A 23,298-nucleotide genomic window follows, 5' to 3' on the forward strand; every position below is an offset into this window, starting at 1 on the left:
AGGGAAAGGATCAAACGGAAAACCATGGAAACCCGGCGCTTGCAATACCGCAAATACGCCGCTTAATATGATCAACCAGATGGGCCAGACCCTCTCTTAGATCAGGCCGCCAGATGTTCCATTTTATATGACGACGGACACACCCATACATATAAGAACTTGTTGATGTCATAACAATGGATGAACAAGATAGGGACGATAAATCCCTGTTTTCAAAAATAGGATTAAACGCCTGTTTTCGCGGCAAAACCATGGAAACATTGGACATAACGGCCTAGTCTATGGCCAACACATAAACTGAAGCAGGCATATATAAATGGCCAAAGCCGCAAAAAAAGGCCCCGGGCGCAAGAAACCGACAGATGGTGATACAGATCGCGATACAGATCGCGATATTGGGGCTTTAGGGGGCATCGATATTGTTGGCACGCTTTCTGGCTGGTCCGAGGCGGTCACTGTTTCCGCAATGGCCCTGATTGCCCCACCCCTTTTGATGATCGGGGTGAAACCGGCCAAGCCCAAAAAGGGACAATTGGGCCGCATGGTGCGGGGGTTCCCCATCGTCGGCTTAGGGGTTGGGCTGTTTTCCGCCCTGATTTATGCCTTGCTGAATGGCCTGAATTTACCGCCCGTGCTTGCCGCAATTTTAGCCGTTAGCACGATGATTTATTGCGGCGGCGCTTCCAGCGAAGGCGGGCTTGCCCGCATGGCGGATGCCTTGGTCGCGGGGGGTTCAAAAACACAGCACCTAAGCAATCTTAAAGCCGAACAATTTGGCAGTTACGGCACCATTGTTTTGGTAATTTCGTTTTCTGTTCGTGTTGCAGCAATCGCCCTGATTGCCTCTCCGGGCGCCGTAACGGCGGCCCTTGGGGCATCCTGTGCGGCATCCTGGGCCGTTATGGCCGTTGCCCTTCATTATTTGCCCCCCGCTAAAAAAACCGGCTTTACGGCAATGGCCGGACGTCCCGATTGGAACCAGATGATTCTAACCATCATGCTGGGTGCCGCCATTGCGCTGTTTTTCCTAAAACCCGTTGTTGGCATTGTCGCCCTTGCGGTTGGGGCCTTAGGCGCGTTTAAATTTTTCTGGTTTGCCCGTGAAAAATTTGGCGGGATAACCGGCGACACCCTTGGTGCCATTCAGCAAGGCGCGGAACTGGGCATGCTGCTGGCCATTGTTGCCCTGATCTGATGCCGCGCCCATGAGCCCTAAAACGACCACCAAAACAAAAACGACCAGGTGGTGGTGGATCAGACACGCCCCCGTCGATAACCCGGAACGACGCCTATACGGTCAAAGCGACATCGATGCCATCGTGTCGGATACAGATGATTTTAAACAACTGGCGAAACATCTTCCCAGTGATGGGGTCTGGGTCGCATCGCACCTAAAGCGCACCCATCAAACCGCCCAGGCAATTATCCCCCATTTCAAAGCGCGCGGACATAACGCCCCTGAACTTTTGACCCATCCAGAACTCGCTGAACAAAACTTCGGCGACTGGCAAGGCATGACCTATAACGAATTAAAAGCCCATTTAGGTGATGGATTTGATGATTTCTGGAAAGCTCCGGCGAGAGCCCAACCGCCCGCAGGCGAGAGTTTTGCTGCCGTTATAAACCGGGTCCAATGCATAACAGACCAATTAAACCGCACCCATGAAGGCAGCGACATTATCGCATTTGCCCATGGCGGATCCATTCGCGCCGCATTGGCCGTGGCCCTTGGCCTTGACCCGGATGCCGCCTTGAATTTTCAAATCGATACCCTGTCGCTCACCCGGATTGATCACATCTTGCCCGGCGACAACCCACCTTCTGGGTCCGTTCAGCCCTGGCGCATTGGCGTCGTCAACCACAGCCCAACGCCCGGGGTGCCCAAGATCATGCATCCTCGCGGTTAAACGTATGTGTTAAATTTTGGTGGGTTAAATTTTGATGGGTTAAACCACAAGCCTGAACAACAGCAATCCAGCCACAATGCTGGCATGGACCAAACAGCCAACAATAGAAAGATATAAGGCGCGCCGAATGTCGTCATACCCGGCACGCGCGCGCCCATCCCCAATCCAGTTGTTTTGAAGCACGCCCGCATAACGGCTGGATGGCCCACAGAGCGCCAGCCCCAATATTCCGGCCGTCACCCCCAGAATCCATCCCCCGGCAAATGCCGGGTGGCGGCTGCCATCGGTTAACATCACCGAAAGACCCTTTTTAAGGCTCGCATGGGGCACAAAAAATCCCGCAACCAATAACAAGATGGCCGCAATGCGTGACGGGAAAAAATGGAAAACGCCATCCAGCCGGGCGGCTGCCATAGAGAAGGCTTCGGCCCGGCCACCAATAGAATTCAGCGCCCCGGCCATAACACAGACGGACCAGTAAACCACCAATCCCGGCAGGCCTAAAAGAACAAACCAGAACACCGGCCCGATCACAGATCGACCAAATGCCAATGTCCCTTCTTCGATGGCAAAGCGAACGCAGCCGTATTTATCCATTTCACGATCGTAGCCCGGCCACAACCCGGCAAAAATTTCGCGCGCAACATCTGGGCCAGATTTATGCAATTCACGCCCCACACGGCGCAACGGGAACAAAACCCGCCTTTGGCCAACAACCAGAAAGAGCAGCAGAAATTCCAGACCCCACCCATATGGAACATGGTGGGCAATCCACCAAAGGCCTAACCCGACCCCAATGCTGAAGCTCAGGGCAATCAACGCAACAATGGCACCCCGAACAACGCGGTTGGCTTCTGATCGATTTTCCCGGTTAAGCTTTTTTTCAAGCCAAATAAAAATGCTGCCTACCCCACGGTGGGGTGAATTCCAGGATTTTGGGCCCAATGAAAACCCTGGTACGCTCACCACGAAATCAAGGGCCAGGGCGGCCAGCAAAAGAAGCAGGGATGTGCCGCCGGAAATCCCGATGAGCGGTGAATAGTCGAGCATTTTTCCAACCTATACGCGATATTTTCACCCAAACTACCCACTTGGACGATGTGGGTAAACCCACTTGGATCATTTGCCCCCTTCGATGATTGCCCTTTCTTCAACCCTGTCATAGGCTGGCCGGGAATTTTCGTTAAATTCAACACCGGAAACACACATGCCCGAAAAGCATCCCAAAGACATGGAACACGAAACCGATGATCTGGCCTTGCCCCAGATTGAGCCCGGCTGGGTGTGGCTGGTTGGGGCCGGGCCCGGGGACCCGGGTCTTTTGACCCTTTTGGGCTTGGCCGCCCTGCGGTCCGCCGATGTGATCGTTTACGATGCGTTGGTCAGTGATGCGGTTTTGGCTTTGGCCTCACCTGAGACAGAACGGGTCTTTGCCGGAAAACGGGGGGGGCGGCCATCTGCCGATCAACAAGATATTTCCCGGAAACTGGTGGAACTGGCAAAGGACGGGCGGCGTGTGTTGCGGCTTAAAGGCGGAGACCCCTGCATTTTTGGCCGCGGTGGTGAAGAAGCACAGACCCTGGCCCAGGCATCGGTCCCCTTTCGCATGGTGCCGGGGATCACGGCGGGGATCGGGGGGCTGGCCTATGCCGGCATTCCAGCAACCCATCGCGACACCAATACCGCCATCACCTTTATCACCGGCCATGCCAGTGATGGCCATGTGCCAGACAATCTGAATTGGGAGGCGCTGGCAAAATCTGCGCAGGTTTTGGTGCTTTATATGGCCCTTGGCCATATTGAACACATTGCCAAGCTCTTGATGGATGCCGGGCGCGATACGGATGAACCGGTTTGTGTCATCAGCAATGCCACCCTGGCCAATCAAAAGGTTCTGGATACAACCCTGATCAATGCCGCCGCCGACATCCAAAAAGCGGTAATGTTGCCACCCGCCGTCGTGGTTATTGGTGCCAATGTCGGGTTGCGCGCACCCCTTGATTGGATTGGGGCGCTTGGAAATGGGCAAAACATCCCATGACGGAAAAAACAGACATCCCCTTTTGGAAACGCAAGACCCTGACGGAAATGACCCGCGACGAATGGGAATCCCTTTGTGATGGCTGTGGAAAATGCTGCCTTTTAAAGCTTGAGGACTGGGATACCGCAGAAGTCTCATACACCTCTGTCGCATGTCGTGGCCTGGATTCCAAAACCTGCCAATGCAAATTTTATGATCGGCGCAAAGAAGAAGTATCCGATTGCATCGTTCTGCGCCCGGCAATGGTGCCGGGCTTTCCGTGGCTGCCCAGCACCTGTGCGTATCGATTGATTCATGAAGGCAAAGATTTGGAAGATTGGCACCCTTTGGTATCTGGTGATCCACAATCCGTCCATCGTGCCGGCATCTCTGTGAAGGGAAAAACCGTCGACGAAGAAGAAGCCGGAGACGAACTTGATGACTACATTGTCAAATGGCCTGAATAACTTTTCACCTGATGGCTTTTCAAATGCCCCCGATCAGGTACACTCAGAACATGGTTGATAACGCTGCCCCCATTAAAGGCGTCCTTGCTGCGGCACTGACTGCGCTGGATGAAAATTTTTCCCCGGATTCTAAACTGACCGCCGATCACTGCCATTGGCTTTTGGCCAATGGGTGCAATGGCATTGGGCTTTTGGGCACCACAGGAGAAGCATTTTCATTTTCGGCATCTGAGCGCATGCGCCTTTTAGAAGGCGTTATCGATCAGGGCATCCCGCCAGATCGCCTTATTGTCGGAACAGGGGCTGCCGCCCTTGACGATGCCATCACCCTGACGGCACATGCAACAAGCCTTGGCTGCGTGGGATGTCTGGTGGTGCCGCCCTTTTATTTTAAAAATATCAGCGACGATGGCCTTTATGCGGCTTATGACGAAATCATCACCCGCGTCGATAACCCCGCCCTCAGGCTTTATCTCTATAACTTCCCTCAAACCTCTGCGGTGCCCATCACGCGCAACGTTATTGACCGTTTGATCAAGACCTGGCCTGACACCATTGCCGGACTAAAAGATTCATCCGCATCTGTTGAAAACATGGTGGGGTTGGCACGGGACTATCCTGAACTCAGCATCTATTCCGGCACAGAAAGACTGCTTTTGGACATATTAGAAGCTGGCGGAAAGGGCTGCATTGCGGCAGGTGCCAATATTACCGCCCCTGCCATTGCCGCACTGTATAGCGAATGGGAAAAATCCGGCGCAAGCCCTGCTGCCTTTAAGGCCCAGGAAAAAGTATCTGCCTTGCGCGATGTTTTTGATGGCATTTCCATGATTCCAGCCATGAAACTGCTTTTGGCGCGACATTTAAACCTGCCCCGATGGGCACAGGTGGTGCCCCCCATGGTGCCAATCACTGATGATGGCATCGATGCCTTTATGGCCCATGCCAAATCCGGCGGGGTGGTACTGTCATGAGCAATGCCAAACCCGCGCGCGAAGATGTCTTGAACATAGATGGGCGAAAAATATGCCTGCGCTCCCATCATCACCGCAAAGCACGGCATATGATTTTGCGCATTGATGCCAAAGCGGACTGCGTCCTCCTGACCCTGCCGCGCAGCGTGTCCTATACATCAGGCATTAAATTTGCTCGTGAAAAAAGCGATTGGTTTATTCGACGCCTTGATTCACTGCCCCCGCTCACCCCATTTGCTGATGAATCCCTGATTCCATTTCAGGGCGAAAAACTGTGTATTCGCTATTTTCCATTGGCCGGTGCCGCGCCCATTTTTGATCAAAATATTCTCTACGTTCCAGGCCCCGAACATAAAATGGCCGACAGCGTGCGGGGATGGCTCCGGCACGAAGCGCAGCAATTGATGGCAACCTTAAGTGCCAGCAAGGCTGAAAAAATTGGCCGCCCCCCGCCACCAATCCGTCTAAACGATCCCCGGTCCCGTTGGGGCAGCTGTTCTGAGACGGGGCGGATTAATTTTTCATGGCGCCTGATTATGGCGCCCAAGATCGTCCTTGAATACGTTGTCGCCCATGAGGTCGCCCATCTGGAAGAATTGAACCACGGCAAACAGTTTGAAAAAATCGTCCGCAGCCTGACCGAAAATGTTGACGAAGCCCGGGACTGGCTGACCGAAGAAGGCACCGGGCTGTTGCGCTATGGCTGAGCGCACCTCGCCCAAGTGCGCTATGGCTGAGCGCATTGCTGCACCCAAAATTGGTTACATCGCGCAATAGCGCGGGTTTTTTCTTATGTCCCGTCTCCGGCCTGAATCCCTTTCCATGACCCTGCTTCTGACGGCGCTGATCGCCATCGGGGCGATGTCCATTAACATGACCCTGCCCGCCCTTCCTGCTATGGCCGAAGTATTCGGCGTTGCCGGCGGGATCGTGCTGATGACCGTTGCCCTGTTTTCCTTTGGCTTTGCAGTGGGGCAATTGTTCTATGGCGCCGTGTCAGACCGCTTTGGTCGCCGCCCGGTGTTGTTGGTGGGCACGTTGCTTTATACGGCCACCTCCCTTGCCTGTTATCTGGCACCCAACATTGAAACCCTGATCATTGCCCGCCTGCTTCAAGGGTTGGCCGCTGCTTCCGCCCAGGTTTTGGCCCGGGCCATTGTGCGCGACATCTATACCCCCAATGAGGCCGCAAAAGTTCTTTCCCTGATTGCTGCCGTTTTTACCATCACCCCTGCCTTTGCCCCGCTGATCGGCGGGGTGTTACAGGCATGGCTAGGCTGGCGATCCATCTTTGCCGTGTTGACGGGGTTCAGCACCATCTTGGTTTTGGCCGTGTTTTTTGGCCTGAATGAGAGTCTAAAGCGCCTGGACCCCGAAGCGCTGCGCCCCACGCGCCTGATGACCAATACCGCTGCATTGCTTAAAAACCGGACCTTTTTAGGCTACACCCTTGTCTTTTCTGCTGTTTTTGCAGCGATGTTCGGATTCCATTCCGGATCGTCCTTTGTTTTCATTAAATTGCTGGGGTATGGGCCCGAAGCCTATGGTGTGTTGTTCATGACCGTGATTGGCGGGTATTTGGTCGGCACTGTTTTGTCCATGAAGATCACCCTGACCATTGGCTATCAGCGGCTGGTCTGGATTGGCATGATGATCTGCCTATGCGCCAGCGCCACCATGTTGGCCTTGACGCTGCTGGCACCCCTTGGGGTTTTGATCCTCATCATCCCGCAATTTATATTCATGATCGGTGTTGGGCTTGCCCTGCCCAACTCTCTGGCCGGGGCCATGGCACCATTTCCAGACAAAGCGGGGTCATCAGCCGCTTTGATCGGATTTTTCCAACAAGCAAGCGGCGGCGCCATGGTGGCAAGTCTTGGGGCGCTCAGCACCGACAGTGCCGTGCCCATGGTGGCCTGTGTTTTCTCAGGGACCGTCATCGCAGTTCTGGCCCTAATCGTGATCGTTCCCCGGACCCCGTCCGGGGCTTAATCAGAATCAGACGGATACGCATCCCGATCAGGGGCCGGGTCAGAATTGCCAAATAAACGGCCCCAAAAACTTCCCCCTTTTGCCCCCGGAAGGGGAATGGCTGGCTTGCCTTCATGGGCCTCAACCATCACATCGCGCCAAATCTTGGCGGGCAGGCTGCCGCCGGTGACCCGCTTCATTGATTTTCCATTGTCATTGCCAAGCCACACCCCAGCCACATAATTGGCGCTGTAGCCAACAAACCACGCATCCCGGTAATCTTGGGTGGTTCCGGTCTTGCCCCCGATTGGGTGACCAAAACGCCCCCGATGCCCGGTTCCCCGTTCCATCACTGCCGTCATCATCTTATTCATATCGGCCAACATGCCGGGTTCTATACGTCGGCCCGGCCCGGACCCGGACCGCACATAGCGTGTCTTGCCACTTGTATCTTTGACCCGCGTAACGCCATGAATAAAAACACCATTTCCGCCATTGGCAAACGGGGCATATGCCCCAACCAGTTCAATCAGGCTAACTTCAGATGCCCCCAAAGCAAGGCCGCCTTCGCGGCGAAGTTTTGATGTTATGCCCAACCTTCGGGCGCGGCGAATAACCCGATCAACACCGGCATGTTGCAGGACCCGCACCGCCACAGTGTTCAGCGATTTAACAAGCCCATCGGTCAGGGTAACCGGGCCATAAAATTTCCCATTGTAATTTCGCGGCGCAAAACTGCCCATCCGAACCGGGGCATCCTTGATGATGGATTTTGGCGTTAACCCCGATTCCAGACCGGCCAGATAGACAAAGGGTTTAAAAGAGGACCCCGGTTGGCGAAGCGCCTGAGTGGCCCGGTTAAACTGACTTTTTCCGTAATTTTTTCCCCCAACCATGGCCTTGACCGCCCCATTGGGGGCCATGATCACAAGGGCGGCCTGACCAACATTGCGCCCCTTCGCCGGGCCAGCCATCAGCTTTTGAACTGCCCGTTCAGCGGCGCGCTGAAGCCGCAAATCAAGGGTGGTCTGGACCACAAGATCCCCCTTGGCTGAACCCACATAGCCCCGCGCCTGATTCAATGCCCAGTCGGCATAATAGCGCCCAACCCGTGCCGATTGACGACCCAGCCGGGCCGGGTTGAGCTTCACCACCCGGGCCTGGGCGGGGGTGATAAACCCCGCTGCCACCATACGATCAAGCACCACCGCGGCGCGCCGTGTGGCACGGCCCCGATGACGGTTGGGCGCATAACGCGACGGTGCCTTTAAAAGCCCCGCCAGCATTGCTGCTTCGTTTAGCTGCAGGTCTTTTGCGGGCTTGTTAAAATAACTGCGCGCCGCCGCCGCAATCCCGAAATTACCCGCCCCCAGATAGACCCGGTTAAGGTAAAGCGACAGGATTTCATCCTTGCTCAGGTGATGCTCTAACCACAGGGCCAACACCAGTTCCTGAATTTTTCGCTTGAAAACACGCTCTGGGCCCAGAAACAAATTCTTCGCAAGCTGCTGGGTAATGGTAGAGCCACCTTGCTTGATTCTGCCTGCCCATAGATTGACCACCACCGCACGGGCAAGGCCGATTAAGTCCACGCCGAAATGGGAATAAAAGCGGGCGTCTTCCACGGCGACCACGGCCTGGGGCACATGTTTTGGCAACTTTGAAACAACGATGGGCCGGGCGCGGGCCTCGCCAAACCGGGCAAAGGGTGTGCCGTCTGCTGCCAACAGTGTCACCGATGGGCGGCGTTCCAGTTTTGGAATAGACCCGGTCACTGGCCCCAGATCATAGGCGTACCAGGCAATCAGGGATGAGACCGCAATGGCCCCCCAAATCCCTGCCACCAATGCCCATTTCACCAACACGCGAAATACCCCCCGTTTGGGGGGAGGCTTTGCTCCCTTTTTACCAGTGGGCTTTTTACCAGCGGGTTTTTTGGGGGATTTAGAAGGAGGTTTTTTTGCCATCACCGATGCCGATTATCAAGCAAGAGGATTAAACGTCGAGATTGGCCACTTCCAGCGCATGGGTCTGAATAAATTCACGCCGGGGCTCCACGACGTCACCCATCAATGTGGAAAAAATATCTTCCTGAGCCTCGGCATGGCTGATCCGAACCTGAAGCAGGGTCCGCGCATCGGGGTCCAACGTGGTTTCCCAAAGCTGTTCCGGGTTCATTTCACCAAGACCTTTATATCGCTGAATTGCCATGCCCTTGCGGCCAACGTCCATGACCGCATTCACCAAGCCGGTGGGCCCGGTAATGTCGGTGATCACTTCTTTGCGCACCAGCGTGGATTGACGGGCATAAATCTGCTGCAATTTTCCAGCCATAGCATCAAGCTTGCTTGCCTCTACCATGGAGATCACCTTGGCATCGATCTTGAGCCGTTCCGGCACGCCCCGCAGAATGCGTTCAAAAGACATGGTGCCATCGGTTTCAATATTTGAAGACCAGCCGCGTTCTAGGGCGGAAACAATGCCATCCAGACGTCTTGCTGTAAATTCTGCAACGGTTTCGGCATTTTTTGCATCCGCAAAAACATCCGGGTTGAATGCGCCCAGAATACCTGCCTGTTCCACCAACGCCAAAGAGCCAACCCTTCGGGCCAGAGGCGCCAAAAGGTTGCGTGCCACCCGGGCATCATCCAGAACTGCCGCCAGATCATCGCCGGCCAATTGCTGGCCGTCATGAAGGGTCAGAACGGCATCTTCAATCCCGGCACCGATGAGATAATCTTCAAGGGCGCGATCATCTTTCAGATACACTTCTGAATTGCCTCGTTTCGACCGATACAGGGGCGGTTGGGCAATATAGAGATACCCCCGTTCAATCAACGCCGGCATTTGGCGATAGAAGAAAGTCAGCAATAACGTGCGAATATGGGCCCCATCAACATCAGCATCGGTCATGATGATGACCTTGTGATAGCGCAGCTTTTCTATATTGAAATCATCAGCCCCGATCCCTGCACCGAGCGCCGTAATCAAGGTGCCAATTTCTACTGATGACAGCATTTTGTCAAAACGGGCACGTTCCACATTCAGAATTTTACCCCGCAACGGCAGGATCGCCTGATTGGCCCGATTGCGGCCCTGTTTCGCAGAGCCCCCGGCGGAATCCCCTTCGACGATGAATATTTCGGCAACGGCCGGATCACGCGCCTGACAATCTGCCAATTTACCCGGCAGAGAAGATATATCCAAAGCACCCTTGCGCCGGGTCAATTCCCGCGCTTTACGGGCGGCTTCGCGCGCAGCAGCCGCTTCCGATGCCTTGGCCATGATGCGTTTGCCTTCATTGGGGTGTTCTTCGAACCATTGGCTGAGACGATCACCGACAATGCTTTCCACAACGGGGCGGACTTCAGATGAAACCAGTTTTTCCTTGGTCTGGGATGAAAATTTAGGATCCGGAACCTTAACCGATAACACGCATGTCAGCCCTTCGCGGGCGTCTTCGCCGGTCAATTGCATCCGGTCTTTCTTGGCCAGCGCAGAAGATGACGCAAACGCATTAATGGTTCGCGTCAGCGCGCCACGGAACCCGGCCAAATGGGTGCCACCATCGCGCTGGGGAATGTTGTTGGTAAAACACAGCATGTTTTCGTGATAGGCATCGGTCCATTGCATGGCGACTTCGACAACGATGCCATTGCGCTCATCGGTTAGGGAAATGGGCGGTGAATGGATCGCCGTTTTGGAACGATCAATATATTCCACATAGGCCTTCAGCCCGCCGTCATAAAGCATTTCTTCAGTGATGGGCTCTACTTCGCGGTTGTCCGTCAAAACAATGGCAATGCCAGAGTTCAGAAAGGCCAGCTCCCTCAGCCGGGAACGCAAAATGTCATGTTCAAACCGGATGTTATCGGAAAACACCTCGGCCGATGGATGAAACGTTACCTCAGTACCACTGCGTGGGGTGCCATCTTCACCAAGGGGTGCCGTGCCGGTTTCTTTTAAGGGGGCAACCGTATCACCATCGCGGAACTGCATCTTGTGTTCCTTGCCATCGCGACAAATACAAAGTTCCAACAACGATGACAGGGCGTTCACCACGGAGATGCCAACCCCATGCAACCCACCGGATATCTTGTAGCTGTTCTGGTCAAATTTACCCCCGGCATGAAGCTGGGTCATGATCACTTCGGCGGCAGAGATGCCTTCTTCTTCATGAATCTCAACCGGAATCCCCCGGCCATCATCAGAAACCGTGACGGAGCCATCGACATTCAGGCACACATTAATGCGGGTGCAAAACCCGGCCATGGCCTCATCGATGGAATTGTCCACCACCTCATAGACCATGTGATGCAATCCGGTGCCATCGTCCGTATCGCCGATATACATGCCCGGGCGTTTGCGCACCGCCTCAAGGCCGCGCAGGACCTTGATGGAATCAGCGCCATATTCATCGGCGCTTTCAATTTCGCTCAGTTCTTTATCGGGATTGGATTCTTCCGCCATCTTCATACCTTTGCCGTTTTAAATACTTTTACACCACGTCACACAATCAACGCATACCGTCAGGGCGCCTTCAGCGCACCATCATCAACCTTGAAAAATTGGGCGGCATCACCGAGCCCAGAAAACAGGTCAGCGTCCACCCCCGTCATCCACGCCTGCGCACCCAGGGCCGCAATTTCCTGATAGAGGGCTTGGCGATAGGTGTCATCCAAATGGGCTGCTACTTCATCCAGCAAGATAATCGGTGCAAACCCCCGCAACGTCGCCTGAAGCCTTGCTGCACCCAGAATAATTGAAATCAACAGGGTCTTTTGTTCGCCCGTGGATAATTGTGCGGCGCCCAGTGCGCGATCGCGGTGTTCAACCACCATATCTGACCGGTGTGGGCCAACCCCCGCACCGCCATGTTCGCCATCGCGCTGGCGGCAGTCTGCCAAAGCTTTCGCCAATCGTTCTTCGGCCGCAAGGGCAGGGCCTTCATCAAGCCAGGTCTCCGTTTCACCTACAACGGCGATAAGCGCTGCTGGAAACGGGCCAATGCCAGAATCTGCCGCCTGGGTTAAATCTGCTGCTGCCAATTGACGCGCAGCCGCGATGGCAATGCCACTGGTGGCCATGGTATGTTCAAGGGCTGTCAGCCAAGACGCATCTGCACCACCATTCAGGCGGCCATCACGAAGAAGGCGCGCGCGTTCGCGCATACTTTTTTCATACTCGCTGATGCGCGTCGCATGGGCCGGGTCCAGCACGGCGACCAGTTTATCCAAAAATCGCCTGCGCGATCCCGGTTGGTCATGAAACAAGCGATCCTGTGCCGGGGTCAGCCACAAAACCGGCACCCGTTCAGCCAGCGCCGCCGGACCGGACTGTGGTTTTCCATCAATGCGCACAATGCGCCGCGATGCCAGACTTTGGCCATCTCTCCCGGTGCCCACCTCGAACCGTCCCATGGGGTTTTCCAACACGGCCGCCACCGCCCAAGGGGCAATAGATGCCCCAGAAACCTGGCGATCAACCTCTATCAATCGCGCACTGCGCAGGCCCCGTCCAGCCCCCAAAAATGAAATCGCTTCTAAAATATTGGTCTTACCGGCGCCATTGGACCCGGTCAGCACCACCGGCCGCCCATCAAGATCAAGGCGCATCCGTTCGTAATTCCGAAAAGCTGTCAGGGTGAGGCCGGTAACTGCAAAATGGGCTGCAAGTTCGGTCAGGGGTGCCCCATCGAGGGGTAGCACCGCTTTAAGGGAAGAGACGTTCAGCGTCGGGCCTCCTCAAGAATCAAAATATTGGGCATAAATGGCCCAGACTAGACACGCATCGGCATGATGACATACAGCGCATTGGCATCGTCCACATCACTGACAATGGCAGCGGATGCTGAATCGTTCAGCCGGAATCGGGCTTTATCACCCTCAATCCGTTCGGCAATATCCAGCAGGTAACGGGAATTGAAGCCAATCTCTAGCCCCTCGGCATCAAAACTGACCTCAAGCTCTTCTTCTGCCTGGCCTTGATCCAGACTGGTGACCGACAGGGTAAGAACCCCTTTGTCGATGGCCAATTTTACCGCGCGGGATTTCTCGGTAGAGATCGTAGAAACACGATCAACCGCTTCGGCAAAATCTTTGCGATCCACCTCTAACAGGCGCTCATTTGAATCGGGGATAACCCTTTGATAATCGGGGAAGGTGCCATCAATCAATTTAGACGTCAGTACAACATCATCGAAAGACAGGTTGATTTTGGCTTCAGACAACCCAACCACAATATCGCTCTCAGCTTCATCAATCAGCTTGCGCCATTCAGACACCATTTTCCGGGGAACAATAACCCCCGGGATATCCGCAGCCCCTTCAGGCATAGGCACATCAAACCGCGCCATCCTGTGGCCATCTGTGGCAACAGCACGAAGCACCTTGATCCCATCCTGATCCGCCGCATGAAGATAAATGCCGTTAAGATAATAACGGGTTTCCTCAGTTGAAATTGCGAACCGCGTGTGATCGATCAATGCCCGCGCTGCAGATGCGGACAAAGAAAAATTGTGCGGCTGGTCATCAGTGCCAAGGGCTGGAAAGTCCGCCGGCGGCAAACAGGCCAACTGAAATGTGGAACGGCCCGAACGTAGGGTAAGCCTGCCGTCGCCTTCTTCCACAGAAACCTGCGCGCCGTCAGGGAGCTTTCGCACGATGTCGTAAAAGGTGTGCGCCGGTGCGGTCAAGGATCCGGGCGTCGCAACTTCTGCGGGCACAGATTCCGCAATGGCAAGCTCCATATCCGTTGCCGTCAGCTTGATCGCGCCGTTGGCGGCCTCAATCAGGACATTGTTAAGGATGGGAATGGCGTTGCGCCGTTCTACAACACTCTGGACATGGCCAAGAGAGCGAAGCAGAGAAGCACGTTCAATGGTAAATTGCATGGCGAGCGTATATTGCCTTCTTCGGTCGCCCCGCCCGACACCACTTGCCAGCAGGGATCAATTTTCAACTCTTAAGGGATAAGAATGCATCTTATTTTGTACAAGATGCACGCCATAACCCTATCCGGCTATGAGTATAGCAAACGCCCTTATATTCCCAAGGAAAAAGGATGGCATGTTCGTTGTTTAAGAGACCAGAAAAAGGGGCTGAAATAGCCCCTTTTTGGATCAGCTTTCCAGCATTCGCCGCAAAAGCTCTATGTCTTCCGAAAAACCTTGGTCAGAAGACCGTAATTCTTCGATTTTACGGACCGCATGCATCACCGTCGTGTGGTCCCTGCCGCCAAATTTACGGCCAATTTCCGGCAATGACCGGGTGGTCAATTGCTTGGCCAGATACATTGCAACCTGACGGGGCCGTGCCACGGCACGGGCACGGCGCGCAGAATGCATGTCGGCAATTCGAATGTTGAAATGCTCTGCAACCTGTTTTTGAATTTCCTCGATGGTCACGCGACGATCATTGGCACGCAAAAGATCGTGGAGCACTTCCTGGGTCGCTTCCAGCGTAATATCACGGCCAACAAGGGTCGCATGGGCCACAACCCGGTTCAGCGCACCTTCCAGTTCACGCACATTAGACGTAATTTTATGCGCCAGAAATTCCAGAACCTTTAAGGGGACATCAACGCCCATGCCATCGGCCTTGGTTTGCAGGATTGAAAGCCGCAGTTCATAGTCGGTCTGGTGAATATCGGCCACCAAGCCCCAACCCAGACGCGAGCGCAGGCGTTCTTCCATGCCTTCAAGATCCGATGGGGATTTATCAGCAGAAATAACCACCTGGCGATTTTGATCCACCAAGGCATTGAAGGTATGGAAAAATTCTTCCTGGGTGGTTTCCCGTCCGGAAATAAACTGAACATCATCAATCATCAAGACGTCCACGGAACGGAACTGGTCCTTAAAGGACATGGTGTCTTGGTAGCGCAGCGCACGAATGAACTGATACATGAATTTTTCAGCAGAAAGATACATCACCCGACGCGATGGGTCCCGTTGGCGAATATGCCAGGCAATGGCGTGCATAAGATGCGTTTTACCAAGACCAACGCCGCCGTAAAGAAACAACGGGTTAAACGGCACCTGATCTGATTCAGCCACCCGCCTTGCTGCGGCATAGGCAAATTCATTGGATTTACCAACCACAAAATTGTCGAATTGAAACCGCGGGTCCAAAGGCGCGCTCATATCGACAGAGCCCTGCCCCCCCTGGATCTGACTTTGCGAAACGGACCGAACAGCCGAACCCCCGGCGCTCATGCCATTAAACTTAGGTGCCGGTTCACGTGCGGCGGCACCGGCCGCATGGGATGCGGCAACCTTTGCTTGGCGCACCGCAACATCAACGCTTTTCAGGCCATCGTGTTCTTCGCCAAGAATCACTGAAATACGGTCAAGATAGTGCCGTTTGACCCAATCCCCCATGAAACGGGTCGGCACGACGACCACAGCATTGCCATCAACAAGAGACCCCAATTCAAGTGGCCCCAACCAGCTTTTAAATGCCGCTTCGCCGAACTCAGCCTCAAGCTTAACCCTTACGCGCGCCCACACAGCACTGCTAGACTGTGTATTTCCGGGCTTTGAACTATCCTGCATTTCCCTGCCTTAATCCTGAATCCATGGCAAACCTTGGGCTTTCCAGCCGTCTTTGCCGCCACGGTGCTTATCACCATCCAACCCGCCTTCAAATCCACCAGCGATATTGTAACAACGCCCAAACCCAGCCCCCGTCAACGCAACGGATGCGGACCGGGAACGAGAACCCGAACGACAAATCACGAGAACCGGCGCGTCTTCCTCTGCACCGCCCGCCCGAACCTGGTCTACAAATTGGGCATTAATTTGCATCGTTGGGAATACCTGCCAGGGAATAAACGTGGCTTTGCGGCCAAGTGTAGAGATATCGGGAATACCAACGAAAGCCCATTCGGGCTGCGTCCGGCAATCAATCAAGACCGCATTGCCAGATTCCTCGATGATGCTCCAGGCTTGCTGCGGCGTAACATCTCCCGCGTAGCCATCTCCTGGCGCAACACCTTCCTCAATCCCGGTTATGGGACCTTCCCCCAACATTTACGCACTCCCCATTTTTTTATTTCCGGAACGACAAAGAAGGCCGTCGGATATTTTTATAAATACGCCTTGGGACATACCCCAGAAACTTTACGCAACAAACATCGTCTAAAAAATATTATAAAAAATCTACTGTAAAAACTTCGTTACACACCAGATAAAAAAATATTAATCAAAGAAAAATTTGGAAAAAAATAACCCCGCGCAAAAAACAATTTTGTTGTTGCGCGCTGGCTTCGGGTTTCCTCTGAAATTATTTTTTATAGAGTGCGGAGAACTGATTTTTGACTCTACGCGTGGGAACGATGACATGCAACGTGATCGTAACAGGAACGTCAAAAATAATTTAAAATACAAAATAAATTTATCCAAATGATTTAAATAACACACAAAAGAAAAACGCCCCCCGAAGGATGCGCTTCACAAAACTTTAAAATCCAAAATGGATTTATGAAAGTGCTTTGATTCTTGAATTAAGTCTGGAAATTTTTCTGGATGCGGTCGCCTTGTGCATGACACCCTTTGTGACGCCACGCATAACTTCCGGCTGAGCCAGCCTAAGCGCTTCACGCGCAACAACTTTGTCGCCAGCAGCGATTGCCGTTTCCACTTTCTTTACGAAAGTGCGAACACGGCTGACCCGATTACGATTGACCGCTGTCTTGCGGGCAGTCTGGCGGATGCGCTTCTTGGCTGAATCAATATTAGCCATTAAATCTTTGCTTTCTGGCCTACTTTATCTGGCCTTTAATTTCTGCCCCAAACGGCGGAATTCACAGCAGAAGTCCATGTCTAAAAGGGCGTGAGGGCGTGGTTATAGTCCCCACCACCGCGTCCGTCAAGGCCCCGTTTCAAGGATGCGAACATCTATCAAAGTCATTGAGGCCTAAGGGAAAAATGGACCCTAACCCCAGAAGCAAACCGGGATGGGGTGATCTGCAAAACCTCTCCTTCCCGCAAATAGCGCCCATGGCCCAGCATCTGCCAGCCCAAAGACGCCAAAGTCGCATCATAAAAGGAAAGGATGGTACCCAAATCGCCGTGCGGGCCCCGTACTTCGGCATCAATGATACGCCCCGCCGGGGTTTCAAAGGCAACGCCTTCGTTCACCTGTTCTGTTAACCCTGTCATCAAAGGGATGTCGTCAAGGGATGTCAAAAAAGGTGCCGCACGTGGCTGGGTCAAAGATGAATCACTAGATGCAGGATAAGCAAGCAGACCAGACACTCCATATGCTAAAATAAAACATGCGGCCATAAAACATACAGTGGACCGAAGCCTGCGGACGAAGGTCTGAGATCGTCTATTTTTTAGAAATGACACCATGCAATTACGCTACCATCATCGCTGGCGGGACGGACAATAAAAAGTAGAGCGGCCCCCTTGTTTGATCCGCCGCACACCTTTTGTTTTCACACCATCGCAATCGCACCCGGGACAGGCTTCGCCTTCACGCCCATAGACGGAAAAATTATGCTGGAAATATCCCAGCTCCCCTGTTGGCTGAACATGGTCCCTAAGTGTTGATCCGCCCGAAGCAATGGCTTCGGTCAAAACATCCTTAATGGCATGGACCAACCGCCGGGCGCGCACCGGCCCAACATTCCCTGCCTTGCGCTTTGGCGAAATACCCGCCCGGAACAATGCTTCACACACATAGATATTACCAAGCCCGGCGACCACATGTTGATCCAGAAGCGCTGCCTTGATTGCAGTCCCCCGGCCAGCCAGCCTGTCCACCAATAGATCGGCGTTAAAGACTGCGTCCAGCGGCTCCGGCCCAAGATCACGCAACAAGGGGTGCAGATGGGCCTTGTTCCGATCCACCAGGGTCATAAGGCCAAATCGTCTGGGGTCGTTAAACACCACCCGGGCACCGTTTGTTGTTTCAATAACCACATGATCATGGGGGCTGGATTGGGCCATCTGGTTCGTGCCCCCGGGGCCGGTGACGGTCATGTGCCCAGACATGCCAAGATGAATAAGCAACATTTCATCGGTATCGACAAAATCAACCAACAAATATTTTGCCCGCCGCCTCAGACCCTCAATGCGGCGTCCCAAAAGCCACTTCGCCAATCCCTTCGGGAATGGAATACGCAAATCTTTCCGGCGCACCTCCGCATGGGCGATTTTTTGACCTTCCAAAGCAGGGGCAAGGCCAAGACGAACAGTTTCAACTTCGGGTAATTCAGGCATGACGCACCGTAGCGGAAATCATCCCCTTGGGCTATTGTCGCCGCCATGACGACCACAACTAAACAAAATCCTCCAGGACACGCCCCAAGAGAGAATCCTAAAACGGTCCCGTTTGGCGATGAAAACATCCCCATTGGCGAAAAAGTCGCCCGGGTGCGCGCGGTTTTTGACAGTGTTGCCCCAAAATATGACCTGATGAATGACATCACCAGTCTGGGGGCCCATCGCATTTGGAAAGCCGCCGCCATTGATAGGCTGATGCCACGGCCCGCCATGCGGGTGGTTGATGTCGCAGGGGGCACCGCCGATATGGCCATGCGCATCGCTGAACGCGTTGGAACAGATGCCATGAGCCAGGCTGGGGGACATATTTCAGTCATGGACATTAACCCCGCCATGATGGAAATCGGCCAAGGGCGGGTTAAACAGGCCCAAATGGCCGATACCATAGATTTTACCTGTGCCAATGGTGAGGCCCTGCCTTTGGATGACAGCAGCGTTGATGCCTATATTATTGCCTTCGGCTTGCGCAACATCACCAACCCAGAACAAGCCCTGGCTGAGGCGCGGCGGGTATTGGCACCGGGGGGGCATTTTCTATGTCTTGAATTCTCACACCCAAAATGGCCTTTGCTAAAGCCTTTATATGATGGCTATTCAGATCATATTATGCCCCGGATAGGTGGGTGGGTCGCGGGTGACGATACATCCTATCGCTATCTGGCCGAAAGCATCCGGCGTTTCCCCAACCAGGAAACGCTTAAGGCCATGATTGAACACGCAGGACTGGAGCAAGTCACCGTTACCAACCTAACCGGCGGCATCGCCGCCATTCATTCCGCTTGGCGGCTTTAAGGGCATTATGGTCAAAAACATCACCAATCTTGCTAGACTGCTAAACATTGCTGTGACGTTGGCGCGCTATGACGCGCTGTTCCCGCTTATCCAGATTGGCATTGCCCCATGGATGCTTAAAACCATGGGCCTGATTGCCTGGTTTTTTCCCAAACCCCATGACCTTGGGACACGACAAGGCCAACATTTAGCAGCGGCCCTGACGCAACTGGGCCCCAGCTTTATTAAATTTGGCCAATCCCTTGCCACCCGATCCGACCTGATCGGCGAAGAAATCGCCGCTGACCTTTCGGCACTTCAAGACAAACTGCCCCCCTTTTCCAGCGCCATCGCGCGGGCGGCAATTACCCATGAATTGGGGGAACCTGTTGAAACCCTATATGAAAATTTCACCGACGAACCTGTTGCAGCTGCATCCATTGCCCAGGTGCATTTTGCCACCACAACCGAAGGTGCTGCCGTCGCCGTAAAAGTCCTGCGCCCCGGCATCGAAGAAGCCTTCGCCAAAGATCTGGCCCTGTTTGCCTGGATTGCTGAAAAAGTAGAACAGTTTCGGCCCGATTTGCGCCGCCTTAAACCCCGGGAAGTTGTGAAAACCTTTGCAGGCATTGTTGCCATTGAAATGGACCTGCGTCTTGAAGCGGCGGCCGCTTCTGAATTGGCCGATAATTTTGCAGGGGATGACACTTTTAAGGTTCCCACCATTGACTGGACACGCACAGGCCAGCGGGTGTTAACGCTAGAACGCATCAACGGCATTCCCATTGATGAACGCGCAACCCTGATCCAAGCCGGGATTGATCCTGAAGACGTTCTTCAAAAAGCCGCCTGCGCATTTTTCCGCCAAATGTTCCGGGATGGTTTTTTCCATGGTGACATGCATCCCGGCAATCTGTTCGTCGCACCCGATGGCGGGTTAATCGCGGTCGATTTCGGCATCATGGGACGCCTTGATGCCCCCACGCGGCGATATCTGGGCGAAATGCTGTTGGGATTTCTGGATGGGGATTACGCACGGGTCGCAGATGTGCATTTCCGTGCCGGCTACATTCCTGCCGATCAGCCCCGGGATATCTTCATGCAGGCGTGCCGAGCCATTGGCGAGCCTATCCTGGGCCTGCCCATGAACGAAATTTCTCTAGCCAGATTACTGGGCCAAATGTTTGCCGTGACGGAAACTTTCCAGATGGAAACGCAACCCCAGCTTTTGTTGCTCCAGAAAACCATGATGGTGGCCGAAGGCGTGGGCCGCACCCTGAACCCCAACGTGAATATATGGGAACTGGCCAGACCTCTGATTGAAACATGGATGGCAGAACAATTAGGCCCCGAAGCCCGCATAACCGACGTCGCCCAGGATGCCATCAAGGGAATTGAACGCCTGCCCCGATTCGTTGCGAATGTGGAACGACTGGCAGAAGTCCTTGCGGAAAAGGGCCACAAACTGCATCCCGACACCTTGTCCCGGCTATTAGAGGGCAATTTTGCCGCCCCCCAGCCATCCCGCTTACCCCTCTGGATTATTTGTGCCCTGCTTGCCGGAATTCTGGCGGCCCTTCTTAAGCAATAGCCCTTAAGCATTCATCAGTGCGATTGGGTTATTATGTGCGTGTTTTTTAAGGTTGCACGATGACGCGGGCCGCCTTATATATTACACTTAAATTTCGTAAATTGAGATGGACTACAAAACGTGCTGGGAAATAAGCGCATCCTTTTAATCGTGTCTGGCGGCATCGCTGCGTACAAGGCCCTTGATCTGGTCCGTGCATTGCGAGCCCAAGGTGCCGGCGTGCGCGCCATCCTGACCGATGCGGGCAGCAAGTTTGTAACGCCGCTTTCCCTCTCTGCCCTAACAGGCGACAAGGTTTATTCCGACCTGTTTTCCCTGACCGATGAAAGCGAGATGGGCCATATTCGCCTGTCCCGTGAAGCAGACCTCGTTCTGGTGGTCCCCGCGACTGCCAATATTCTTGCCCGCATGGCCCAAGGCCTCGCCACCGACCTTGCCACCACTGCCCTGTTGGCCACGGACAAGCCCGTCATGGTGGCGCCATCCATGAATGTTGCCATGTGGGAAAATCCGGCAACCCGCGACAACATGGCACTTCTGGGTGAACGCGGTGTGATCATCATTGGCCCGAACAAGGGCGATCTGGCCTGTGGCGAAACGGGTGATGGCCGCATGGCCGACGTGACAGAAATTCTTGATGGCGTGATTGGATACTTTGAAGCAAGTGCACCCTTAAAAGGCCGTCGTGCCTTGGTGACATCAGGCCCCACTTTTGAACCCGTTGATCCGGTGCGCTTTATTGGCAATCGATCATCGGGGAAACAAGGCCACGCCATTGCCAACGCACTGGCGCGTCTGGGCGCAAAAACAACCTTGATCTCAGGGCCCGTCACAGAGCCTGACCCCAATGGCGTCACCGTCATCCGCACTGAAACCGCTGAGCAAATGCTGAATGCGGTTGTTGCGACCAACACCGGTGATGCCACCTTGGGCCCGGTTGATATTGCCGTCATGGCTGCGGCCGTATCCGATTGGCGGGTTAAAACCCCTGAAGCCCATAAAATCAAGAAAGCTGGCGGCACCCCCAAAATTGAGCTGGTGGAAAACCCCGACATTCTTGCCATGACGTGCAAGCCTGGCAATACACGCCCAGCCCTGGTCATTGGGTTCGCCGCTGAAACCAAAGATGTGATTGATGGCGGCAAAGCCAAACGGGCCAGCAAAGGATGCGACTGGATTGTTGCCAATGACGTTTCCCCCGACACTGGCGTTTTCGGTGGTGATAACAACACCGTTCACCTGATCACAGAATCCGGTGTGGAAAACTGGCCATCCATGACCAAGGAAGCCGTTGCAGAACGATTGGCCGAAGCCATCACCCGACATTTATCGGTTCCCCAATGAACGAGGTCGGGGTTGCAATCACGCGCCTTCCAAATGCTGAGGGCATTCCCCTTCCAGCCTATGCCACCGATGCCAGCGCCGGGCTTGATCTTGCTGCAGCCATTGAAAGTCCCATCACCCTGAGCGCGGGTGCGCGCGCCCTTGTTCCCACGGGGTTTGCCATCGCCCTGCCTGATGGCTATGAGGCCCAGATCAGGCCGCGTTCGGGCATCGCCGTTAAATGCGGGGTTACCGTTCTGAATGCACCCGGAACCATCGATGCCGATTATCGCGGTGAAATAAAAGTAAGCCTGATCAATTTGGGCACGGACCCCTTTCCCATCAACCGCGGGGATCGCATTGCCCAGATGGTCATCGCCCCGGTCAGTCGGACAATTTGGGAACAGGCCGAAACCCTTGCCGACACCGAACGGGGTAGTGGCGGCTTTGGGTCAACCGGTATCAAAAAGCAGTCATCGGGAAAAAAGGAGGCACCTCTTTCATGATCCGCCTTCCCAAAAAATTGTTGTTCGCCATTGAGGCGGTTTTAGACATTGCCTATAACGCCGGCAGTCAGCCAGTCCAGAGCAGGGAAATCACTGCGCGCCAAGGCATTCCGCGACGCTATCTGGAACAAGTCCTGCAACAATTGGTGCGTGCAAAAATTCTTTCTGGCGTTCGGGGGCCCCGGGGGGGCTATCGGCTGGCAAGGGAACGCCGCCGCATCACCATTGGTGATATTGCCCGGGTGGTCGATGCCAACACGTCAGAAAATGGGGCAGAAAACAGCAAAGATGCCCCCGGTTCCACCCTTGGCCAAAAAATCGTGTGGCCCCTATGGCATGACCTGCAAGACGACATGATCAGCCGCCTGGATACAGTCACCATCGAAGAATTGTGCCGCAAAGCCAATGATGCGGGCATTGACAGTGAAGCTGCCAACCGGCTGGACTTCATCATATAAATTACGAAATAACCATA

22 protein-coding genes are annotated in these 23,298 nt (G+C 54.1%); 12 read left to right on the plus strand and 10 right to left on the minus strand.

Going from position 1 to position 23,298, the window contains the following annotated elements; genetic code table 11:
• The first annotated feature begins 316 nt into the window (after positions 1–316).
• Together HOJ08_00570 and HOJ08_00575 are read left to right on the plus strand one after the other, a co-directional pair.
• The gene (locus tag HOJ08_00570; GenBank protein ID MBT5671928.1) at positions 317–1,195 is read left to right on the plus strand and encodes a hypothetical protein; all 879 of its coding nucleotides are present in this window, start codon (positions 317–319) and stop codon (positions 1,193–1,195) included.
• Positions 1,196–1,205: 10 nt separating this feature from the next.
• Complete coding sequence (locus tag HOJ08_00575) at positions 1,206–1,907, plus strand: histidine phosphatase family protein (GenBank protein ID MBT5671929.1); 702 nt, start codon at positions 1,206–1,208, stop codon at positions 1,905–1,907.
• A gap of 39 nt (positions 1,908–1,946) precedes the next feature.
• On the opposite strand, the gene HOJ08_00580 is transcribed toward HOJ08_00575, so the two are convergent.
• Complete coding sequence (locus HOJ08_00580; GenBank protein ID MBT5671930.1) at positions 1,947–2,957, minus strand: hypothetical protein; 1,011 nt, start codon at positions 2,955–2,957, stop codon at positions 1,947–1,949.
• 181 nt (positions 2,958–3,138) lie between these two features.
• Here HOJ08_00580 and cobA point away from each other — a divergent pair, with 181 nt between their 5' ends.
• The 5 genes from cobA to HOJ08_00605 all read left to right on the plus strand — a co-directional run bounded on the left by cobA (position 3,139) and on the right by HOJ08_00605 (position 7,360).
• Positions 3,139–3,948, plus strand: coding sequence for a uroporphyrinogen-III C-methyltransferase (gene cobA, locus HOJ08_00585; GenBank protein ID MBT5671931.1), 810 nt, complete (start codon positions 3,139–3,141; stop codon positions 3,946–3,948).
• The gene (locus tag HOJ08_00590) at positions 3,945–4,394 is read left to right on the plus strand and encodes a YcgN family cysteine cluster protein (GenBank protein ID MBT5671932.1); all 450 of its coding nucleotides are present in this window, start codon (positions 3,945–3,947) and stop codon (positions 4,392–4,394) included. The genes cobA and HOJ08_00590 overlap by 4 nt, the downstream gene beginning before the upstream one ends.
• Before the next feature lie 50 nt (positions 4,395–4,444).
• Positions 4,445–5,368 (plus strand): dihydrodipicolinate synthase family protein, encoded by a 924-nt coding sequence (locus HOJ08_00595; GenBank protein MBT5671933.1) that lies wholly within the window; start codon positions 4,445–4,447, stop codon positions 5,366–5,368.
• Entirely contained in the window at positions 5,365–6,075 is a 711-nt protein-coding gene (locus HOJ08_00600; protein MBT5671934.1) for a M48 family metallopeptidase, read from the plus strand. Before HOJ08_00595 ends, HOJ08_00600 begins: the two co-directional genes overlap by 4 nt.
• Before the next feature lie 85 nt (positions 6,076–6,160).
• Positions 6,161–7,360 carry a multidrug effflux MFS transporter gene (locus HOJ08_00605; GenBank protein ID MBT5671935.1) on the plus strand — a complete coding sequence of 400 codons (1,200 nt, stop codon included), beginning with the start codon at positions 6,161–6,163 and terminating at the stop codon, positions 7,358–7,360.
• Here the strand turns inward: HOJ08_00605 and HOJ08_00610 are convergent.
• The 9 genes from HOJ08_00610 to mutM form a co-directional block, all read right to left on the minus strand.
• A complete protein-coding gene (locus tag HOJ08_00610) occupies positions 7,357–9,204 on the minus strand; it encodes a PBP1A family penicillin-binding protein (GenBank protein MBT5671936.1) in 1,848 nt (615 codons plus the stop codon). The two genes, HOJ08_00605 and HOJ08_00610, sit on opposite strands and share 4 nt — an antisense overlap.
• Before the next feature lie 130 nt (positions 9,205–9,334).
• Positions 9,335–11,815 (minus strand): DNA topoisomerase (ATP-hydrolyzing) subunit B, encoded by a 2,481-nt coding sequence (gene gyrB / locus HOJ08_00615; protein MBT5671937.1) that lies wholly within the window; start codon positions 11,813–11,815, stop codon positions 9,335–9,337.
• 53 nt (positions 11,816–11,868) lie between these two features.
• Entirely contained in the window at positions 11,869–13,023 is a 1,155-nt protein-coding gene (recF, locus tag HOJ08_00620) for a DNA replication/repair protein RecF (protein MBT5671938.1), read from the minus strand.
• A gap of 95 nt (positions 13,024–13,118) precedes the next feature.
• Positions 13,119–14,231 (minus strand): DNA polymerase III subunit beta, encoded by a 1,113-nt coding sequence (locus HOJ08_00625; GenBank protein MBT5671939.1) that lies wholly within the window; start codon positions 14,229–14,231, stop codon positions 13,119–13,121.
• Positions 14,232–14,459: 228 nt separating this feature from the next.
• Positions 14,460–15,893, minus strand: coding sequence for a chromosomal replication initiator protein DnaA (dnaA, locus tag HOJ08_00630; protein MBT5671940.1), 1,434 nt, complete (start codon positions 15,891–15,893; stop codon positions 14,460–14,462).
• Between the two features lie 9 nt (positions 15,894–15,902).
• The gene (locus HOJ08_00635) at positions 15,903–16,370 is read right to left on the minus strand and encodes a rhodanese-like domain-containing protein (GenBank protein MBT5671941.1); all 468 of its coding nucleotides are present in this window, start codon (positions 16,368–16,370) and stop codon (positions 15,903–15,905) included.
• Positions 16,371–16,818: 448 nt separating this feature from the next.
• A complete protein-coding gene (rpsT, locus tag HOJ08_00640; protein MBT5671942.1) occupies positions 16,819–17,082 on the minus strand; it encodes a 30S ribosomal protein S20 in 264 nt (87 codons plus the stop codon).
• Positions 17,083–17,246: 164 nt separating this feature from the next.
• Positions 17,247–17,555, minus strand: coding sequence for a hypothetical protein (locus HOJ08_00645; protein MBT5671943.1), 309 nt, complete (start codon positions 17,553–17,555; stop codon positions 17,247–17,249).
• Between the two features lie 156 nt (positions 17,556–17,711).
• A complete protein-coding gene (gene mutM, locus HOJ08_00650) occupies positions 17,712–18,569 on the minus strand; it encodes a bifunctional DNA-formamidopyrimidine glycosylase/DNA-(apurinic or apyrimidinic site) lyase (GenBank protein MBT5671944.1) in 858 nt (285 codons plus the stop codon).
• Between the two features lie 45 nt (positions 18,570–18,614).
• On the opposite strand from mutM, the gene ubiE reads away from it, so the two are divergent.
• The 5 genes from ubiE to HOJ08_00675 all read left to right on the plus strand — a co-directional run bounded on the left by ubiE (position 18,615) and on the right by HOJ08_00675 (position 23,281).
• A complete protein-coding gene (gene ubiE / locus HOJ08_00655; GenBank protein ID MBT5671945.1) occupies positions 18,615–19,424 on the plus strand; it encodes a bifunctional demethylmenaquinone methyltransferase/2-methoxy-6-polyprenyl-1,4-benzoquinol methylase UbiE in 810 nt (269 codons plus the stop codon).
• Positions 19,425–19,431: 7 nt separating this feature from the next.
• Positions 19,432–20,994: a 2-polyprenylphenol 6-hydroxylase gene (gene ubiB, locus HOJ08_00660; GenBank protein MBT5671946.1), complete on the plus strand. Its 1,563-nt coding sequence runs from the start codon at positions 19,432–19,434 to the stop codon at positions 20,992–20,994.
• A gap of 123 nt (positions 20,995–21,117) precedes the next feature.
• Complete coding sequence (coaBC, locus tag HOJ08_00665) at positions 21,118–22,338, plus strand: bifunctional phosphopantothenoylcysteine decarboxylase/phosphopantothenate--cysteine ligase CoaBC (GenBank protein MBT5671947.1); 1,221 nt, start codon at positions 21,118–21,120, stop codon at positions 22,336–22,338.
• Positions 22,335–22,823 (plus strand): dUTP diphosphatase, encoded by a 489-nt coding sequence (dut, locus tag HOJ08_00670; GenBank protein ID MBT5671948.1) that lies wholly within the window; start codon positions 22,335–22,337, stop codon positions 22,821–22,823. The genes coaBC and dut overlap by 4 nt, the downstream gene beginning before the upstream one ends.
• Entirely contained in the window at positions 22,820–23,281 is a 462-nt protein-coding gene (locus HOJ08_00675; GenBank protein ID MBT5671949.1) for an Rrf2 family transcriptional regulator, read from the plus strand. Before dut ends, HOJ08_00675 begins: the two co-directional genes overlap by 4 nt.
• Positions 23,282–23,298 lie beyond the last annotated feature (17 nt).

The organism is Rhodospirillales bacterium (assembly GCA_018666775.1).
GTDB lineage: Bacteria > Pseudomonadota > Alphaproteobacteria > SMXQ01 > SMXQ01 > JABIXC01.

What these genes read in the sequence shown, in the direction of transcription:
- ubiE (MBT5671945.1), top strand. Translation starts at nt 18,615, where the DNA reads ATGACGACCACAACTAAACAAAATCCTCCAGGACACGCCCCAAGAGAG.
- HOJ08_00605 (MBT5671935.1), top strand. Translation starts at nt 6,161, where the DNA reads ATGTCCCGTCTCCGGCCTGAATCCCTTTCCATGACCCTGCTTCTGACG.
- ubiB (MBT5671946.1), top strand. Translation starts at nt 19,432, where the DNA reads ATGGTCAAAAACATCACCAATCTTGCTAGACTGCTAAACATTGCTGTG.
- mutM (MBT5671944.1), bottom strand. Translation starts at nt 18,569, where the DNA reads ATGCCTGAATTACCCGAAGTTGAAACTGTTCGTCTTGGCCTTGCCCCT.
- rpsT (MBT5671942.1), bottom strand. Translation starts at nt 17,082, where the DNA reads ATGGCTAATATTGATTCAGCCAAGAAGCGCATCCGCCAGACTGCCCGC.
- HOJ08_00575 (MBT5671929.1), top strand. Translation starts at nt 1,206, where the DNA reads ATGAGCCCTAAAACGACCACCAAAACAAAAACGACCAGGTGGTGGTGG.
- HOJ08_00590 (MBT5671932.1), top strand. Translation starts at nt 3,945, where the DNA reads ATGACGGAAAAAACAGACATCCCCTTTTGGAAACGCAAGACCCTGACG.
- dut (MBT5671948.1), top strand. Translation starts at nt 22,335, where the DNA reads ATGAACGAGGTCGGGGTTGCAATCACGCGCCTTCCAAATGCTGAGGGC.
- HOJ08_00675 (MBT5671949.1), top strand. Translation starts at nt 22,820, where the DNA reads ATGATCCGCCTTCCCAAAAAATTGTTGTTCGCCATTGAGGCGGTTTTA.
- HOJ08_00580 (MBT5671930.1), bottom strand. Translation starts at nt 2,957, where the DNA reads ATGCTCGACTATTCACCGCTCATCGGGATTTCCGGCGGCACATCCCTG.
- HOJ08_00570 (MBT5671928.1), top strand. Translation starts at nt 317, where the DNA reads ATGGCCAAAGCCGCAAAAAAAGGCCCCGGGCGCAAGAAACCGACAGAT.
- dnaA (MBT5671940.1), bottom strand. Translation starts at nt 15,893, where the DNA reads ATGCAGGATAGTTCAAAGCCCGGAAATACACAGTCTAGCAGTGCTGTG.
- gyrB (MBT5671937.1), bottom strand. Translation starts at nt 11,815, where the DNA reads ATGAAGATGGCGGAAGAATCCAATCCCGATAAAGAACTGAGCGAAATT.
- HOJ08_00625 (MBT5671939.1), bottom strand. Translation starts at nt 14,231, where the DNA reads ATGCAATTTACCATTGAACGTGCTTCTCTGCTTCGCTCTCTTGGCCAT.
- cobA (MBT5671931.1), top strand. Translation starts at nt 3,139, where the DNA reads ATGGAACACGAAACCGATGATCTGGCCTTGCCCCAGATTGAGCCCGGC.
- HOJ08_00595 (MBT5671933.1), top strand. Translation starts at nt 4,445, where the DNA reads ATGGTTGATAACGCTGCCCCCATTAAAGGCGTCCTTGCTGCGGCACTG.
- HOJ08_00600 (MBT5671934.1), top strand. Translation starts at nt 5,365, where the DNA reads ATGAGCAATGCCAAACCCGCGCGCGAAGATGTCTTGAACATAGATGGG.
- HOJ08_00635 (MBT5671941.1), bottom strand. Translation starts at nt 16,370, where the DNA reads ATGTTGGGGGAAGGTCCCATAACCGGGATTGAGGAAGGTGTTGCGCCA.